The 17,387-nt window shown below is 47.8% G+C and carries 14 protein-coding genes and 1 other RNA gene (1 of these 15 cut by a window edge); 14 read left to right on the top strand and 1 reads right to left on the bottom strand.

Annotated features, from left to right (window positions below):
* Window positions 1-13: 13 nt before the first annotated feature.
* From MKY35_RS00660 to MKY35_RS00670, 3 genes are read left to right on the top strand one after another with little or no spacing between them, the layout of a single operon-like run.
* Entirely contained in the window at window positions 14-1,084 is a 1,071-nt protein-coding gene (locus MKY35_RS00660) for an ABC transporter substrate-binding protein (protein WP_342445310.1), read from the top strand.
* Between the two features lie 4 nt (window positions 1,085-1,088).
* Window positions 1,089-2,759: an iron ABC transporter permease gene (locus MKY35_RS00665; RefSeq protein WP_342445311.1), complete on the top strand. Its 1,671-nt coding sequence runs from the start codon at window positions 1,089-1,091 to the stop codon at window positions 2,757-2,759.
* Window positions 2,756-4,138 carry an MBL fold metallo-hydrolase gene (locus tag MKY35_RS00670; RefSeq protein ID WP_342445312.1) on the top strand — a complete coding sequence of 461 codons (1,383 nt, stop codon included), beginning with the start codon at window positions 2,756-2,758 and terminating at the stop codon, window positions 4,136-4,138. The genes MKY35_RS00665 and MKY35_RS00670 overlap by 4 nt, the downstream gene beginning before the upstream one ends.
* Window positions 4,139-4,152: 14 nt before the next feature.
* Here MKY35_RS00670 and MKY35_RS00675 read toward each other — a convergent pair whose 3' ends face one another.
* Window positions 4,153-5,313, bottom strand: a complete 1,161-nt coding sequence (locus MKY35_RS00675; RefSeq protein ID WP_342445313.1) for a S8 family peptidase — start codon at window positions 5,311-5,313, stop codon at window positions 4,153-4,155.
* A 404-nt stretch (window positions 5,314-5,717) separates the two neighbouring features.
* Here MKY35_RS00675 and rpoE point away from each other — a divergent pair, with 404 nt between their 5' ends.
* The 11 genes from rpoE to MKY35_RS00730 all read left to right on the top strand — a co-directional run.
* Window positions 5,718-6,263, top strand: a complete 546-nt coding sequence (gene rpoE / locus MKY35_RS00680) for a DNA-directed RNA polymerase subunit delta (RefSeq protein WP_029514893.1) — start codon at window positions 5,718-5,720, stop codon at window positions 6,261-6,263.
* Between the two features lie 403 nt (window positions 6,264-6,666).
* Window positions 6,667-8,268 (top strand): CTP synthase, encoded by a 1,602-nt coding sequence (locus MKY35_RS00685; protein WP_039275105.1) that lies wholly within the window; start codon window positions 6,667-6,669, stop codon window positions 8,266-8,268.
* A gap of 213 nt (window positions 8,269-8,481) precedes the next feature.
* The gene (locus MKY35_RS00690; protein WP_013308218.1) at window positions 8,482-8,850 is read left to right on the top strand and encodes a response regulator; all 369 of its coding nucleotides are present in this window, start codon (window positions 8,482-8,484) and stop codon (window positions 8,848-8,850) included.
* 248 nt (window positions 8,851-9,098) lie between these two features.
* Window positions 9,099-9,953: a class II fructose-1,6-bisphosphate aldolase gene (fba, locus tag MKY35_RS00695; protein WP_013308219.1), complete on the top strand. Its 855-nt coding sequence runs from the start codon at window positions 9,099-9,101 to the stop codon at window positions 9,951-9,953.
* 226 nt (window positions 9,954-10,179) lie between these two features.
* Entirely contained in the window at window positions 10,180-11,433 is a 1,254-nt protein-coding gene (locus tag MKY35_RS00700) for a UDP-N-acetylglucosamine 1-carboxyvinyltransferase (protein ID WP_029514892.1), read from the top strand.
* Between the two features lie 259 nt (window positions 11,434-11,692).
* Window positions 11,693-13,030: a transcription termination factor Rho gene (gene rho / locus MKY35_RS00705; RefSeq protein ID WP_029514891.1), complete on the top strand. Its 1,338-nt coding sequence runs from the start codon at window positions 11,693-11,695 to the stop codon at window positions 13,028-13,030.
* Between the two features lie 96 nt (window positions 13,031-13,126).
* A complete protein-coding gene (locus MKY35_RS00710) occupies window positions 13,127-14,398 on the top strand; it encodes a radical SAM protein (protein ID WP_103050206.1) in 1,272 nt (423 codons plus the stop codon).
* A gap of 157 nt (window positions 14,399-14,555) precedes the next feature.
* Window positions 14,556-14,753, top strand: a complete 198-nt coding sequence (gene rpmE, locus MKY35_RS00715) for a 50S ribosomal protein L31 (RefSeq protein ID WP_013308223.1) — start codon at window positions 14,556-14,558, stop codon at window positions 14,751-14,753.
* Window positions 14,754-14,863: 110 nt separating this feature from the next.
* An RNA gene (gene ffs, locus MKY35_RS00720) (signal recognition particle sRNA large type) lies at window positions 14,864-15,130 on the top strand.
* 158 nt (window positions 15,131-15,288) lie between these two features.
* A complete protein-coding gene (gene dnaX / locus MKY35_RS00725) occupies window positions 15,289-17,040 on the top strand; it encodes a DNA polymerase III subunit gamma/tau (protein ID WP_039275096.1) in 1,752 nt (583 codons plus the stop codon).
* Between the two features lie 43 nt (window positions 17,041-17,083).
* Window positions 17,084-17,387, top strand: partial view of a YbaB/EbfC family nucleoid-associated protein gene (locus MKY35_RS00730; protein WP_013308226.1) — the 5' portion only. 8 nt of this gene lie beyond the right edge of the window; only the first 304 of its 312 coding nucleotides appear in the window; its start codon is at window positions 17,084-17,086; its stop codon lies off the right edge, out of view.

A 17,387-nucleotide genomic window follows, 5' to 3' on the forward strand; every position in this document is an offset into this window, starting at 1 on the left:
GGGTATATATAAGATGATGAATAGGCATGTGCTTCGTACAGGATGGAAAAAAGGGACGATGCTCGCATTAACACTGACTTTTGGACTCGCTGTGGCGGGTTGTGGAACAGCTACGCCATCCAAGGATGGGGCGCAAGCCGATGGATCAGCAGGACAAGCAGGAGCGGCGTCCACTGATCAGAAGCTGGTGGTCTACAGCGCAGGCCCGGATGGACTGGCGAAAAAGCTGGTAGCAGGGTATGAGGCGCAGAGCGGAGTGAAGGTAGAGTTGTTCCAGGGAACGACAGGGAAAATTTTGGCCCGTATGGAAGCCGAGAAGACGAATCCGGTAGCGGACGTGGTTGTGCTGGCATCGCTTCCGTCTGTACAAGGCTTGAAAAAGGAAGGACTCACGCTGCCTTATCCGGATGCCAAGAATGCAGACAAGCTAAATCCAGACTGGTCCGATAAGGAAGGCAACTACTTCAGTACCAGTGCTTCTGCTCTGGGAATTGCGTATAACACGAAGCTGGTGAAAACACCACCAACTTCATGGACTGATTTGGCAAAGCCTGAGTACAAGGATCAGGTTAATATTCCCGATCCATCCCTGTCCGGCTCAGCGTTGGATTTTATGACTGGCTATCTGAGCGCCAAGGGCGATGGAGGCTGGACGTTGTTCGAGCAGTACAAGGCTAACGGTGTTGCTATGGCTGGTGCCAATCAGGAAGCGCTGGACCCCGTGATTACCGGAGCTAAAGGTGTTGTCGTCGCTGCGGTCGATTACATGACCTACAAGGCTAAAGCCAAAGGCGAGCCGATTGACATCGTCTATCCGACAGAGGGAACCGTCATCAGCCCACGTCCTGCTGCAATTCTCAAGTCAACGCAGCATGAGCAGAATGCCAAGGCATTTATTGACTATCTGTTGTCGGACGACGCACAGAAACTAGTTGCTGATGCCTCCTTACTCCCGGGCCGCACGGATATCAAAGCTGACAAGCGTGCCAACCTGGACGAGATCCCATTGCTGAAGACCAATTGGGAATGGATGGGCGAGCACGGATCAGACGTGACGAAGAAGTTCACGCAAATGTTCAAATAAGCCGATGGGAGGCTTATCCGTTAAACACATCAGAGCGTGGTGTCTGACGCTGGCTCTGATCGCGCTTCTTTTCCTGATTATGATGCCGTTGCTGCAAATCTTTATCCAAAGTGTGTATATTGATGAGGAATTTCAATGGGAGGCGCCTTTTCGAACGTTAGCTGCTTCACCATTTGCGGGAGTGCTATTCAGCTCGATTTGGTTAGGCATCTGTGTGATTGCAGGAACGACGGTACTTGCACTTCCGTTAGCCTGGATCATGTCCAACACTCGCCTTGCACACTGGCGCTGGTTGGATGTCGTGCTGCTGATTCCATTTATGACCCCGCCCTATATCGGGTCCATGGGCTGGATTCTGTTTATGCAAAAAAACGGATATCTGGAGCAGTTGTTCCCGGACCTGCATTTCTTAACGCCGTCCTTCTTTAGTCTTGGTGGCATGGTGATGATCATGAGCCTGCATCTGTTTCCATTCCTGTACCTGCTGCTGCGCGGGGCGCTGGTGAGGATTGGCGGGAGTCTGGAGGAGGCGGGTGCCGTAATGGGCGGCGACTTTCTGTACAGGTTCCGTCGAATCATTTTACCGCTGCTGCTTTCAGCTTACGGAATGGGCGCGTTGCTCATTTTCGTTAAAACGATTGCCGAGTTTGGCACCCCCGCTACGTTTGGGCGACGTATCGGGTATGAGGTCATGACTTCGGAAATTCACAAATATATCTCCAGCTGGCCCATAGATTTTGGCAAAGCGACTTCAATGGCCTCGGTGCTGTTAACCGCCTGCCTGCTCATGTGGTACGCGCAATCGGTGATCAACCAAAAGTTTATGTACAGGCTGGTAGGGGGTAAAGGTTCGCGTCCGTCCCGTCTCCGTATATCCGGCTGGACTACGGGGCTGAGTGTTGCATTCATTCTATTGTTGCTCATTGCGTCCATTGGCATCCCTTATTTTTCAATTCTTTCAGCCTCGACGATGAAGCTGAGGGGAATGGGGCTTGCCTGGGATAATTTGACGCTCGACTCTTACAAGGAACTGCTGTCTTGGGAATCAGAGAGCATGGAGGCGCTCCTGAACAGCGTATTTCTCTCTTTGGGCGCTTCGACGCTTGCTGTGGTGCTGGGCACTTGGTTTGCGCTTGTCATTGGCGGCTCACGCACGAGAGTCCAACGGACGGTTGATGCATTCAGCTTGCTTCCGAACACGGTTCCGGGAATTGTTATGGTGGTTGGCCTGATTTTGTGGTGGAACTCACCATGGATGCCGATCCCTTTGTATAACACATACGGCATGGTCATTCTGACGTATGTTATCTTGTTTGTTCCTTATACGGTGCAGTATGTCAAAAGCGCCTTTACGCAGGTGGACACTGGCCTTTTTCAGGCGGGACAGGTATTTGGCGGGAGACCGTCTTACATATTCCGCCGGATTGTACTGCCGCTGATTGTACCGGGAATGCTCGCTGGTTGGATGATGACATTTACCATTGCTTCACGCGAACTGGTAGGATCGTTGCTGATTTTGCCGCCATCCGTTCAGACGTCTGCAACCTACATATTTGCACAATTTGAGCAGGGGCAGGTGTCCCTTGGGATGGCGATGGCCGTCATATCGGTCGGAATGACCACACTGCTGCTGATCTTAATGGAAAGCTTAAACTCGCAAAGAAAGTGGAAATGATCATGACCAAGCTTAGGATTTGGGGAGGAGCGGGCGAACATGGCCGCTCCTGCTATGTTTTTGAAGGAACCCAGCATCACGTCATGCTGGATTGTGGCGTGAAGAAGGAAAGAACCGGACAATATCCGGTTTTTCCGCCGCAAAATGCGGAGAGACTGACCACTGTATTGCTGTCTCATGCACATGAGGATCATTCTATGGCGCTCCCCTTACTGTACAAGTATGGATACCGGGGAGTGGTCTGGACGACCAAAGCGACCACCGAGCAGTTAGGCTCCTATTTTCGCTCTTGGCATACTTATGTTGAATCGAGAGGAGGACAATTGCCATACGACGAGCGCGATGTCCAATCCATTGCTTATCGCTATTTAGAAGATGAAGCGCCAGCAGGAGAATGGCTTGAGGCTTGTCCGGGTGTGAGAATCATGTGGGGACGCAGTGGACATTTGGCTGGTGCAGTGTGGTATGTGGTAGAAATGGAAGGGAAGCGGTTGTTTTTTTCTGGAGACTACAGCCGCGAATCTGAGCTTCTTGCTGCCGATGCGCCAGACTTGGGCTTTGGGGAGGGGCTATATGACCTGCCTGAATGGAAGTCAGAGCCCAATCTAGCGGACATATCCATAATGGACAATGCCTATGGCATGGATATAGACCCGCAGCCTGTTAAGCTGGAGCGGCTGAGGGTCGAGATGGAGCGGATATTATGGTCTGGTGGTCATGTGTTGTTGCCGGTGCCTGCCTTTGGCAGAGGACAGGACATGATCGTATGGGCTAGCGAGCAATTCCCTGAACAGGCAATGATTGTAGAGCACGACATATGGCAGGGATTGAAACAGTTAAACCGCTGGAAAGAATGGCTGCGTCCGGAAGCCCCAGCACGAATAAAACATGTGCTAAACAGTGACAGGGTCTTCGTGCCACGTGATGCTGCGGAACGAGTGAGTTTGCTGGAACAGAACCCAACGGCTATTATCATAACAAGAGACGGCATGATGGATTCCCCACAGGCGCGCTGGTACTATCAGTATCTATCGGATAACCGCAACGTGGAGGAGAATGATAGCGGAGAAAGAATTAGCAACAGTGTTATATTGACCGGGCATGCTCCACATGGTTCTTTTGGCAAACATCTGTTGGAACGTGCGGATGAAAATAACAACTGTGTAGCTCGGCATTTGATTTACAAGGTGCATCAGGGATTATCAGATGTGCGGCAAATGCTGAAGGAGCTGCCTAGCAAACAGGTTGTACTCGTTCATGCGCCAAAGCTGCAGACTGACCTGGTACGAGATGAGTTAATAAGAGAAGGAAATAGTGGGAGTGAAGGTCCTGCCAGAAAAGTTCACTCTCTGGAGCCGGGCGCTACACTAGAGGTTTAGCATCACCACATGATTCACTTTGTGCCCTCCTGCATCAATCGGAAGGCATCGACTTCTCCAAGTTTGGTTGAGATAGAGCTACGTCCGGCGCTTTTACGCAGACGGAGCGGTGTGGCGCTACGCTTAAGCAGCGCTTTGATTTCTCCAGGCTCCAGTTCCGGCCTCAGTGAAAGGAGAAGTGCGATACTTCCGGTCACATGGGAAGTAGCCATAGAAGTACCACTCATTTCGTGATGCTTGCCATGGATCCAGGAGGATGTGATCTTTTCGCCAGGTGCGTACACGTCTACAAATTGCCCCCGGTTGCTGAAAGGCGCGATGCGTCTGTATTTGTCGGTAGCCCCCACTGAAATCGTCTGGGAATAGCGAGCTGGATAGTCAATACTTCGTCGCTTGCCCTCATTTCCCGAGGAAGCTACGATCACAATGCCGTTACGATATGCTTTATTCACCATATCAAGTAGTGCCTTGCTACGCGACTTCATACCAAAGCTCATATTGATGATATCGACACGATTTAATACACACCAGTCGATACCAAGAATGATATCGGAGACGTAGGCAGCTCCATTATGATCAAATGCTTTTACGGGATGAATTAAAGCCCGTGGTGCTACGCCGACCATACCTTCGTCATAGTTGGACGCCGCGATAGTTCCAGCAATATGAGTACCATGGCCGTTATCGTCATAGGGTAGCATGGTTCGGTTAAGCAAATTAATACCTCTGGCGAGAGAATGGCGAAGATCAGGATGTTGAAAATCCGCTCCTGTGTCGATCACACCGATTCTGACCCGATTCCCTGTCGAGGAAGGCCAAGCCTTGTATGCACGTACCTGTTTGACTCCCCATGGCATGGAAAGGTTCTTTTCTGCTTTTGGTATATGAGCAGTTTCAGCGTGAACCTTCATGCGGGTATCTTCTTCAACGGTAACACCGTTGTGATATTTGCCCAGCCTGTCTCCCCCTGAAAGCGGAGCGATTAAAGCACGGATTAGTCGAGCCGGTTGTACTTGCCGTAATCCCGCAAGCTCGGGTTTCAGCTTCCTGAGATAGGACAGGCATTCCCGGTATTGGTGAGGCTTATCGAACGTGATGATCTGTTTGTTCCGTCCACTGCCGGACGGCTCCGAAATACCCTCATGCAAACGCTGCAAAAAATCCGGATAGTCCATTTGAGACGGTCCCCCTCCGATGAGCCATGCTGAGGTATTGTATGAGCAAGCGTCAGCTGCGGCATGGGAAACCTGCCCCTTTTTTAAGTAAATAGGCCTGCTTGTCGTGTCAAAGTGGCTGTGGACACATACGATACATGGAGGGCATAAGCTCTTGTGCAACAACTTTGGGGGGTTCTCCCGAAGCGGGTACAGTCGAAGACGGGGGGGACCCCGTCTTTTTACGTGTGCCGTCTTGTTTAGAGGGATATTCCTGGAAATTATGACGATACCCATCTTTAACTTGCAATTTGCTTCCAAATAGGTTTTACTTAGTTTTGATAATGGATATGTTAGTATTGCATGTATCGTGTATGCTCTGAAACATGTTCTTGTGAATTACGTGTGAGAGGAAGTGTCCCTAGGTGAGTACCCCACTCAACTTGAAGATTGACCCGGAGAAAGTCCACGAGACTCCAATGGTGGACTTGGCATTTATGGTATTGAAAGCAGCCAATACTCCGTATTATTACCGTGACCTGATGAAGGAAGTCGCCAAATTGCGCGGCTTGTCCGACGAAGAAATTAATGACGTTATTGCTCAGCTATATACTGAAATCAACATTGACGGGCGTTTTGCCTGTGTCGGTACGAATCTGTGGGGCTTGAAACGTTGGTATCCGGTAGATAAATCCGAAGATGCCCTGACAGGCGCCAAGCGTCCTCGTATTATTAACGACGAAGACGATGACGACGAAGATGACTATCATGAAGAAGAAACATACAACTCTGATGACGACTTCGATGCAGATAGCGAAGACGAGGATGGCGAAGACGAGCTGTTCGACGGAGAAGATGATGATGATAGTGATGAAGACGTGGTTATAGACGACGAGGACCTCAGTGATGAGGAAGATTCAGAAGATGAAAATGACGATGAGTCGACGGAAGACGACGATTCACTTCGTTAGGAACAGGCTGCAAGGGGAGATGCGTTCTCCCCTTTTTCATGACCGTTTTATTGAAAACCTCTTCTGATTTAAAGCTTTCAGGTGGATTCTCTCCAATCTGGTTCAATGGACAAATTAACACATATAACTTCCTTGACAGCGGATTGGACACGGGGTAAACTATTGCTTGGGCTTATGATTGATTCACTTATATGTTTGCTTTTTTTATAAAAGTGCCCCGTACTACGGGAGTGCTTTTTTGTTTTTTATAGGGGTGTTTTCACTCATGAAAGAAGGCTAAGGGCGGCGGACATGGAAAATGATTCCGCTGCCTTCTTCATGGATGATAATCCGTGCAAACGGGTTACGATAACATCATAATGTCGCCTGAATTTTTGCATCTTATCTAGGAGGGTTTTGAACAGTGACAAAGTATATTTTTGTGACAGGCGGGGTTGTGTCTTCCTTGGGCAAAGGGATTACGGCAGCTTCACTGGGGAGGCTTTTGAAGAACAGGGGACTGAAGGTAACGATTCAAAAATTTGACCCTTACCTGAATGTCGATCCGGGTACGATGAGTCCTTACCAGCACGGTGAAGTGTTTGTAACGGATGATGGTGCGGAAACGGACCTTGACTTGGGACACTATGAGCGCTTTATTGATATTAATCTGTCCAAGAACAGCAATGTCACAACGGGCAAGGTATATTCCAGCGTAATCAGCAAAGAGCGTCGCGGAGAATATTTGGGCGGTACGGTGCAGGTTATCCCTCATATTACGAACGAAATCAAGGAGCGCGTATACCGTGCAGGCCGTGAAGCGGGTTCGGACGTAATTATTACAGAAATCGGCGGTACTGTGGGCGATATTGAAAGCTTGCCATTTTTGGAAGCTATTCGTCAGCTCAAAAGCGAAGTTGGGCGCGAAAATGTGATGTATATTCACGTAACGCTCATTCCTTATATTAAAGCTGCTGGTGAGGTTAAAACCAAACCAACTCAGCACAGTGTAAAAGAACTGCGCAGCATCGGCATCCAACCGAATGTCATTGTTTGCCGTACAGAGCATGAACTGTCCTCCGATATGAAGGCTAAAATTGCATTGTTCTGCGATATTGATGCGAATGCAGTGGTAGAATGTCGCGATGCTTCAACCCTCTACGAGGTTCCGTTGAACCTACGTGAAGAAGGCTTGGACGAAATCGTAGTTAACCATCTCAAGCTGACAACACCTGCACCAGATATGACCGAATGGGAAGGGTTAGTTGATCGAATCAGCAAGCTGGATAAAACGGTTGAAATTGCTATTGTTGGTAAATATGTTGCATTACATGATGCTTATTTAAGTGTGGTTGAATCACTTTCGCACGCTGGATTTGATGCGAATGCAGACGTGAAAATCCGTTGGGTGAACGCTGAAGAAGTGACGGACGAGAACGTAGCTGACATGCTGGGCGGCATTGGCGGCATTCTCGTACCAGGTGGCTTCGGCGATCGCGGAATTGAAGGCAAAATTAGTACCATTCGTTATGCACGGGAGCAAAAAATTCCGTTCTTCGGTATTTGTCTGGGTATGCAGGTATCTGTCATTGAGGTTGCACGTTCCCTGGCTGGTCTCGAAGGAGCCAACAGCTCGGAAATTAATCCGGCAACGGATTATCCTGTCATTGACTTGCTTCCCGACCAAAAAGACATCGAAGATCTGGGCGGTACGATGCGTCTTGGCTTGTATCCATGCAAACTGGTGGAAGGCTCCCTGGCTTCGGTTTGCTACAACGACGAGCTGGTGTACGAAAGACACCGTCATCGGTACGAATTCAATAACGAATATCGTGAAGTTATTGAAAAAGCGGGTCTTCGTATTTCCGGTACTTCACCGGATGGGCGCTTGGTGGAAATCGTGGAGCTTCCTGAGCATCCGTGGTTCCTGGCGGTACAATTCCACCCGGAATTTACTTCCCGTCCGAATCGTCCGCAGCCTTTGTTCCGTGAATTTGTAAAGGCAGCATTGCAGCTTCAAGGTTAATGCTACGGCTTGAAAGACCTCCTACGGGAGGTCTTTTTTTATCCCATGCTTCCTGATTATGAAAGAATATTCCACAATTATGTATTAGAGAAGGATTTTCTTTTTGCAGGAGCGAATATAGTTTTAGGTATGGGACGGATATTGTACGTCATCGGACGCTGTTATGGCAATAGCTGCATGATCCTCGTTTTAAGATCTTAGGAGGTTAAAACATTGGAAAAGAAGAAAGTATTAATCGTCGATGACCAGAATGGAATACGGATTTTACTGATGGAAGTGTTCGGAAGTGAGGGTTATGAGACCTTTCAGGCGGCGAACGGGAAAATTGCACTTGAAATTGTTGAGAAGGAACCACCTGATCTGGTTCTGCTCGATATGAAAATTCCAGGTATGGACGGACTCGAAATTCTGAAACATCTAAAAACCATGAATCCCGATATCAAGGTTATTATGATGACAGCATATGGAGAACTGGACATGATTAAAGAGGCGACGGAGCTAGGTGCGCTAATGCATTTTACCAAGCCCTTTGATATTGACGAAATGCGGATTGCTGTGAACAAACAACTCAGAGGTGACTAGGTGAGTCACGGTGGTTGAGAACTCTGTTAACACAACAGGGTTTTTTGTTTGTGATTATGGGAAATACTGAAAGTAAATCCTCTCCTTATACAATTCTATCGAAAAACGGCGTCCTGAGCGTGATTTTTGTATGTGTTGATATGCAAAAGCTTGTTTAGTATTTAACATGGGTTGTGGTATAATAAGCCCGTATGTGATGTCGGCTAAAAATATAGACAAACCCAAACACCTTTAGGAGGACTGTAACCATGCCATTGGTATCTATGAAAGACATGTTGAACAAAGCACTCGAAGGAAAATACGCAGTAGGTCAATACAACATTAATAACCTGGAGTGGACTCAAGCTATTTTGGGCGCTGCTGAAGAAGAAAAATCCCCAGTAATCTTGGGTGTTTCTGAAGGCGCAGCACGTCACATGGGCGGATTCTACACTGTAGTTAAAATGGTAGAAGGTCTTATTCATGACATGAAAATCACCGTTCCGGTTGCGATCCATTTGGACCACGGTTCCAGCTTTGAAAAATGTAAAGAAGCTATCGACGCTGGTTTCACATCCGTTATGATTGACGATTCCCACAGCCCAATCGACACAAACATTGCTACAACGAAAAAAGTGGTTGAATATGCTCATTCCAAAGGCGTTTCTGTTGAAGCTGAAGTTGGAATGGTTGGCGGTCAAGAGGATGATGTTGTCGGCGACGTAATGTACGCTAAGTTGGACGACTGTCTGCGTATCGTTAACGAAACAGGTATCGATACACTGGCACCTGCACTGGGTTCCGTACACGGACCATACAAAGGCGAGCCAAACCTCGGATTCAAAGAAATGGAAGAGATCTGCAATGCAATCAAACTTCCACTCGTTCTGCACGGTGGTACTGGCATCCCAACACATGACATTAAAAAAGCAATCTCCTTGGGAACTTCCAAAATCAATGTAAACACTGAGAACCAAATCGTATTTGCGAAAGTGGTTCGTGAAGTGCTTGCTGAGAAACCGGATGCTTATGACCCACGTACATTCATCGCTCCAGGTCGTGAAGCGATTAAACAAACCGTTATCGGTAAAATTCGTGAGTTCGGTTCCAACAACAAAGCGTAATAATAAGTTAAACTGGTCGTGCGTCTGCACAGGCTAGATGTATTTCTTAGTTGTAGCTGTAGTTCTGCTGCACAAAATACTTAAATCTGTACAGTTGAATAGTTTGGTATGGAAAGCACACCGCTTAGCCGGTGTCTTTCCATTTTCACCACTAAAAAAGTTAAAAATTTTGATTTGAGATTATTGTTTGACCGACTGCAAAACACGTAGGGGGACCCTCAAGCTTATGGAAAAATTGATGATCACCGGTGGACGGCCGCTTCAGGGTACAGTTTCCATCAGCGGTGCCAAAAACAGTGCCATCGCCTTGATTCCCGCAGCCATTCTGGCAGAGTCGGAAGTCATTTTGGACAATTTGCCACTGTTGAGTGATGTGGCGGTGTATTCCGAAATACTGGAGGAACTTGGTGCAACGGTTGCCTGGGAAGGTAGCCAGATGAAAATAGATCCATCCTCTATTAAATCCATTCCTATGCCGAATGGGCCTGTTAAGAAATTACGAGCCTCTTATTATATGATGGGAGCCATGCTGGGCAGATTCAAGGAAGCGATCATCGGTTTGCCAGGAGGGTGCAATTTCGAACCCCGGCCCATTGATCAGCATATCAAAGGTTTTGAAGCGCTGGGTGCCACGGTTACGAACGAGCACGGCGCTATTCATTTGCACGCCAAAGAATTGCGCGGAACCAAGATTTACTTGGATGTTAGCAGCGTAGGCGCTACCATTAATATTATGCTGGCGGCAGCACGTGCCAAAGGCGCCACAATTATTGAAAATGCGGCTAAAGAGCCTGAGATTATAGATGTAGCAACCCTTTTAAACTCTATGGGGGCCATTATTAAAGGCGCCGGTACGGAGACGATTCGAATTGAAGGTGTGTCGGAGCTACATGGCTGCCGTCATTCCATCATACCTGACCGTATACAAGCGGGCACATACATGATTGCTGCTGCGGCAACCCGTGGAAATGTATTGATTGACAACGTAATCCCCAAACATATGGAGGCTCTCACTGCAAAAATGCAGGAAATGGGCATCGGCATCGAGGAATATGATGAAAGTATTCGCGTACTGGGTGCACCTTCTTATGAACATGTCGACGTTAAAGCCTTGATATACCCCGGATTCGCCACAGATTTACAATCTCCCATGACCAGCTTGCTTACCCAAGCGCAGGGTGTCAGTGTATTGAGCGATTTTGTGTACAGCAGTCGTTTTAAGCACGTCCCTGAGCTGGTGCGTATGGGGGCTAAAATTCGCGTAGAGGGTCGGTCTGCCATTATAGAGGGTGGTCGATTGAATGCAGCTAAAGTAAAAGCGGCAGATCTGCGCGCCGGAGCGGCCCTTGTCATTGCTGGACTTACAGTAAGCGAAGGCGTAACCGAGGTGACGGGTGTCGAGTACATTGACCGTGGTTATGATCACCTTGTCTCTAACCTGCGTCTTTTGGGCGCGGATGTATGGCGGCAGACTGAATAATTAAGCCGTGCAATTTTTTCGAACTCCCGGAACGAAAGCGATAGAACGGGCAACACCTGTGCAGCCGCTGCTTGATAAAGGATTGTGGTTCATACCTAACAATCAATTATCGGAAAACCGGAATAATTCGGTATAATCCAGGCAGATGGCTGCATAACTTTATTTGTTTTGGTTAAAATTATGTTAATGGTGTTTATGATATCATTGTCTATCATTTAGATGTATGAATGGACTTAATAATTGAATAGGTGGTTATTATATGGATCTGCAAATTTCCGATCTGGAAGAAATGAAGCTGACCGACCTGTACAAGCTGGCCAAGCAATACCAGATCCCGTACTACGGAACGCTCAAGAAGAAAGAACTAATTTTCGCTATCCTGCGTGCACAAGCTGAGAAGAGCGGATTGATGTTTATGCAAGGGGTTCTGGAAATCCTTCCTGAAGGTTACGGCTTTCTGAGGCCGATCAATTATCTCCCGAGTACCGAAGATATTTACATCTCTGCTTCACAAATCCGCAAGTTTGACTTGAGAACAGGCGATCTTGTTTCCGGTAAGTGCCGAACGCCAAAAGAGAATGAACGATATTTTGGATTGCTTCAAGTTAACGCCGTCAATGGAAGAAGTCCTGAGCAAGCTGCTGAGCGGCTACACTTTCCTGCACTGACTCCACTGTATCCGCAAACCAAATTAGTCCTTGAAACTTCCCCCAACCATTTGTCTACGAGAATTATGGATGTACTGGCCCCTGTCGGACTTGGACAGCGCGGACTCATTGTAGCACCTCCCAAAGCTGGGAAGACGCTTCTCCTCAAAGAAATTGCCAATAGCATTTCTACCAACAATCCCGAGATCGAGCTTTTTGTCTTGTTGATTGATGAACGCCCTGAAGAAGTGACCGACATGCAGCGTTCTGTTAAAGGTGAAGTTGTGGCCTCTACATTTGACGAACTTCCTGAAAATCACATCAAAGTGGCAGAACTCGTGTTGGAGCGTGCGCTACGTCTCGTAGAACATAAAAAGGATGTTGTCATCCTGTTGGATAGCATCACGCGTTTGGCTCGTGCGTACAATCTCGTTATTCCTCCTTCTGGTCGTACTTTGAGTGGGGGTATTGATCCGGCGGCATTTCACCGTCCAAAACGCTTTTTTGGTGCGGCTCGGAATGTGGAGGAAGGCGGTAGCTTGACGATTCTTGCTACAGCTCTGATTGATACAGGATCACGCATGGACGATATCATTTATGAAGAGTTTAAAGGTACAGGCAACATGGAGTTGCATTTGGACCGCAAGCTGGCAGAACGTCGTATCTTCCCTGCGATTGATATTCGTCGTTCCGGCACACGCCGTGAGGAAGTGTTGTTGAACAAGGAAGAATTGGATACGATCTGGGCCATTCGTAAAAATATGACGGAAAGCCATGATTTTGTGGAAGGCTTCCTCAAAAAGCTGCGTAATAGCAAGACTAATGCTGAATTTCTGGCTTCGTTTGATTTGGCGGCACCTTCTTCTGGTGGCTCGCAAAGCAGTTCTGGTGGGCAACAACGGAGAACTACGCGTTCTACCACAGCCTCAGTCCCGGCCTCAACCAACTAAAACCCATTCATGTATTTTATCTGTTCCGTAAGTACACAGTCGTTATCATTCATTTTGTTAATGGCGTAGGCTTAACGGAGCGAAAGGAGCTCCAAAATGTATTTGGTGTATGCCGACGAAAAAGGCAATGTATATGATCATGCTTCTTTGTATGGGCTTGCACGTAGTGCAGACATGATTGTTGAAATCATGGAGGATGAGCTTATTCCGTTACCGGAAGGAGCTACATTGGTAAGCCTGCCCAGCACTCGCCCGGTCGGTATGAACCCTGAAACAGGGGAAATGGTTTCTCTTCCCGGAGATATGCAAGCAGTAGGGGCTTTATTGCCGCAAGGTTTTACACGCTTGTGCCTGCCGGGATACGTGAAGACCGATAAGGAGTACAAGCTTCCCTTGTTTGGTTATTCGGCCGTAGTCTGGAAAGACGGAGCATTTTATGTAACGGCTGAGCAGAGTGACAGTCCGTCCAAGTGGAATCCGGAAAACTGTGACCGCCATCAAGTTAAATTGGGTGTTCAGCGGATGACGGAGCAATATCCCGAAAATCGGCTGTACCAACATTTGTCTAACTGTGCGCTTGGCTACGAATGTCTTACTTCCTCGAATACATTCCTGAATCGCTGGGAGGGGGGAGTTCCGGTATCTTATTCTTGTAATGCGGGTTGCTTTGGGTGTATATCTGAACAGCCAGATGACAGTGGCTTCGTATCTCCGCAGACAAGAATGAACTTCCGTCCTCGCGTCGAAGAAATTGTAGAAGTTATGCTGGAACATTTGAAGACACCGGAATCCATCATTAGTTTTGGTCAAGGTTGCGAAGGTGAGCCTTCCACACAAGCCAAACTGATTATTGATTCGATCAAAGAGGTGCGTTCCATTACGGATATGGGATACATCAATATCAATACGAATGCGGGATTGAGCGATCATATCCGGGGAATCGTGGATGCGGGTCTTGATCTGATGCGCGTTAGTACCATTAGTGCACTGGACGATCATTACAATGCGTATTACAAGCCGCGCGGTTACACGTTGGCTAATGTGGAAAAATCACTTCGTTATGCTTCTGAGCAGGGTGTATATACGTCGATTAACTATTTGATTTTTCCGGGTGTAACTGACCGAGAGGAAGAAATTGAGGCAATGATTGAATTTGCCAAACGAACTAAGCTCAAGCTGATTCAAATGCGTAATTTGAACATCGATCCTGAAAGCTATCTGGAATTGATTCCACCTGCTCAAGGTGAGATCCTTGGCATGAAGCAAATGCTTGAGATTTATCGTGAGGAACTGCCTGATGTAGTCATCGGTTCTTACACTCATGTACCGCCGCAAGGGCAGGCACGTCCCAAATTTGCCAAGGCCTAAAACGGTCACACAGTAATTGAAATACATCTGTTTTGCGCTGTTTCTGAATGCAGAAAAGAGTTGTTGAAACGCTCATATTCAAGTGCTATAATGTGAACATGTGTTCATACAACTCTGGACTGATAGGACGTTCAGGGCGGAAAGAGGTGAAAGTTCAATGCAACAAGCTATTCAACCAACATTTAACGTAACTACTGTCACTTGTGCTTGCGGAAATTCGTTTGAAACTGGTTCTGTGAAAGGATCTCTGCGTGTGGAGATTTGCTCCGCCTGCCACCCGTTCTTCACAGGCAAGCAGAAATTTATTGATGCTGGTGGACGCGTGGATCGTTTCAAAAAGAAATACGGTATCTAATGGATTACCGCAAGTTATAAAGTTATTAGAGCCTTCTGCGACTGCAGAGGGCTCTTTTTGTAATAATGTGTATTTGCTTTTTATGCGGCCTTAAGATATACTTATTTTCACCGTGCTAGATGGGGAGGTAGCGGTGCCCTGTAACTCGCAATCCGCTATAGCGAGGTTGAATTCCTGTTAGAGGTGTTGTTGATGTGAGGCTGGTCCCTGCGCACAATGTTGACGGCTGGGTCCTCCGCAATGAGTACTTGTGAACCTGGTCAGGTCCGGAAGGAAGCAGCCATAAGCAGGCCCACTCTTGTGCCGGAGGGTTGCCTAGCCCGAGTTGCTGTTCAGGATTGCCGCTCGGATCACAACGATCAATAACAGGTGCACGGTATATATTGGTAATTAGAACATCTTGGCAATCATTGCGAAGATGTTTTTTTGTGTTTTATAAATTGGAAGGTGTCTGGTTTAGATTCGGACGGGAGTATAGTATAATGAAGTGACCATGAATGGTCATGAAAGTGAATGGGAAAGAGGGTAACGCGCATTGGAACATATAGCGTTGTACCGTGCTTGGCGGCCGCAGGCTTTCAAGGACATGGTAGGACAACAGCATATTATCCAGACATTGCAGAATGCCATCCGCGAAAATCGCACGTCCCATGCCTACCTGTTCAGCGGTCCACGAGGAACAGGTAAGACGAGTGCGGCCAAAATTTTGGCCAAGGCAATCAACTGTGAGCATGGACCTGCGCCGGAACCTTGCAACGAATGCGAAGCCTGTAAACGGATCACGGCCGGAGCGGTCATGGATGTACAGGAGATTGATGCAGCCTCCAACCGGGGCGTTGAAGAGATTCGTGATTTGCGCGATAAAGTCAAATATGCGCCCACAGAAGTGCGGCACAAGGTTTATATCATTGATGAAGTGCACATGCTGACGACGGAAGCGTTCAATGCGCTGCTCAAGACGCTGGAAGAGCCGCCGCCACACGTGATGTTCATATTGGCTACGACTGAACCACATCGGATTCCGGCTACCATTATTTCGCGTTGCCAGCGGTTTGACTTCCGCCGTGTATCGCTGGAAGAACAGACAGAGCGGCTCGACCTGATATGTCAACAGGAGAACATACAGGCTGATTCGGATGCACTGCAGTACATTGCCCGTCTTTCAGATGGCGGGATGCGAGATGCGGTTAGTGTTTTGGATCAGATATCCTCGTTTACAGATGGTCGGGTTACTTATCAGCAGGTGCTGGACATGACGGGAGGTATTGCGTCCGAGCAATTCGGTAAGCTTGCCTTAGCATTGCTGAAAGAAGATGTGGGCACGGTGCTCCAAATGATCGAGAGCTTTATGCAGGAAGGTAAAAGTGCAGATAAGTGCATGGAGAATCTTCTGTACTATTTCCGAGATCTGCTAATGATCAAGATGGTGCCTCAGGCGACCAAAATGACGGAGCGAGTGCTGGATCCAGAGCGATTTAAGGAAGTGGCAGATGCTTTTACCAAGGAGCAACTCTTTGCAATGATTGACACCCTTAATCGTTACCAGAGCGAGATGAAATATGCCGTACAGCCCCAAACCTTGTTTGAGGTAGCTCTATTGAAGCTATGTAGTATTCCGGGGGAAGCAGGTGCTGTTGCTCAGCCGACCGCACAACGCTCTGGCGCTGCAGCTGACCAGGAAGATGTCGTAATGTTGAAGCGCCAGCTTGCTGAACTGGAAAAGAAACTGGAACGCGCGCTGCAAGGTGGATTGGCCGTTGGAGGGGGGCAGGAGGCATCGTCGGGTGGCCGTCAGGCTTCCGGGGGTCGTGCCCCTGCTCCGCGGATTTCAGCACCAGCCAAACTCCCTTCCCAGTTGGATCGCTATATCGCTGAGAAGTCGAGCGAAGCATTCGCGGCAGCGGGGCGTAAGTGGAGTCAGATTTTACAAGGGGTAAAAGAGGCGAAAGTTACGGTTCATGCCTGGTTTATGGACGGTGAGCCAGTTTCTGTGTTAGAGGACAGTGTACTGGTCGCATTTAAGAACAATATTCATCGTGAAACTACCGAAAAGCCTGCCAATAAGCAGGTCATCGAGAAGGTATTGCATGAGCAGTTGGGTCATCCTTATCGTTTAGTAACGATGATGCAAAAGGATTGGAATGCTGCCATTGAAGGAGTTTCCGACCAGCCTGCCGAAGAATTGCAACTAGAGCCGGAGCATGATGCGCCGGGAAAGTCCAAGGAGCCCTGGATTGATGAAGCTATTCAACTTTTCGGGGAAGATTTGGTAGTCATTAAAGATTAAAGCAAGTGTCTAGATGTATACTTCATTAAAGGAGATGATTGAAATGAACAATATGAACCAAATGATGAAGCAAGTGAAAAAAATGCAGGAACAAATGCTGAAAGCCCAGGAGGAACTTGGCGGAAAAGTAATCGAAGGAACTTCTGGCGGCGGTGTTGTGACGGTGGAGGTAAATGGACATAAAAAAGTGTTGTCCATCACGATCAAACCGGAAGCTGTAGATCCTGATGATGTAGAAATGTTGCAAGATCTTGTGCTGACTGCAGTCAATGATGCTTTGTCCAAAGCAGATGAACTGGCTAATGATGATATGGGTAAATTTACAGGCGGCATGAAAATTCCGGGCT

This window comes from Paenibacillus sp. FSL L8-0638 (genome assembly GCF_038593075.1).
GTDB lineage: Bacteria > Bacillota > Bacilli > Paenibacillales > Paenibacillaceae > Paenibacillus > Paenibacillus polymyxa_D.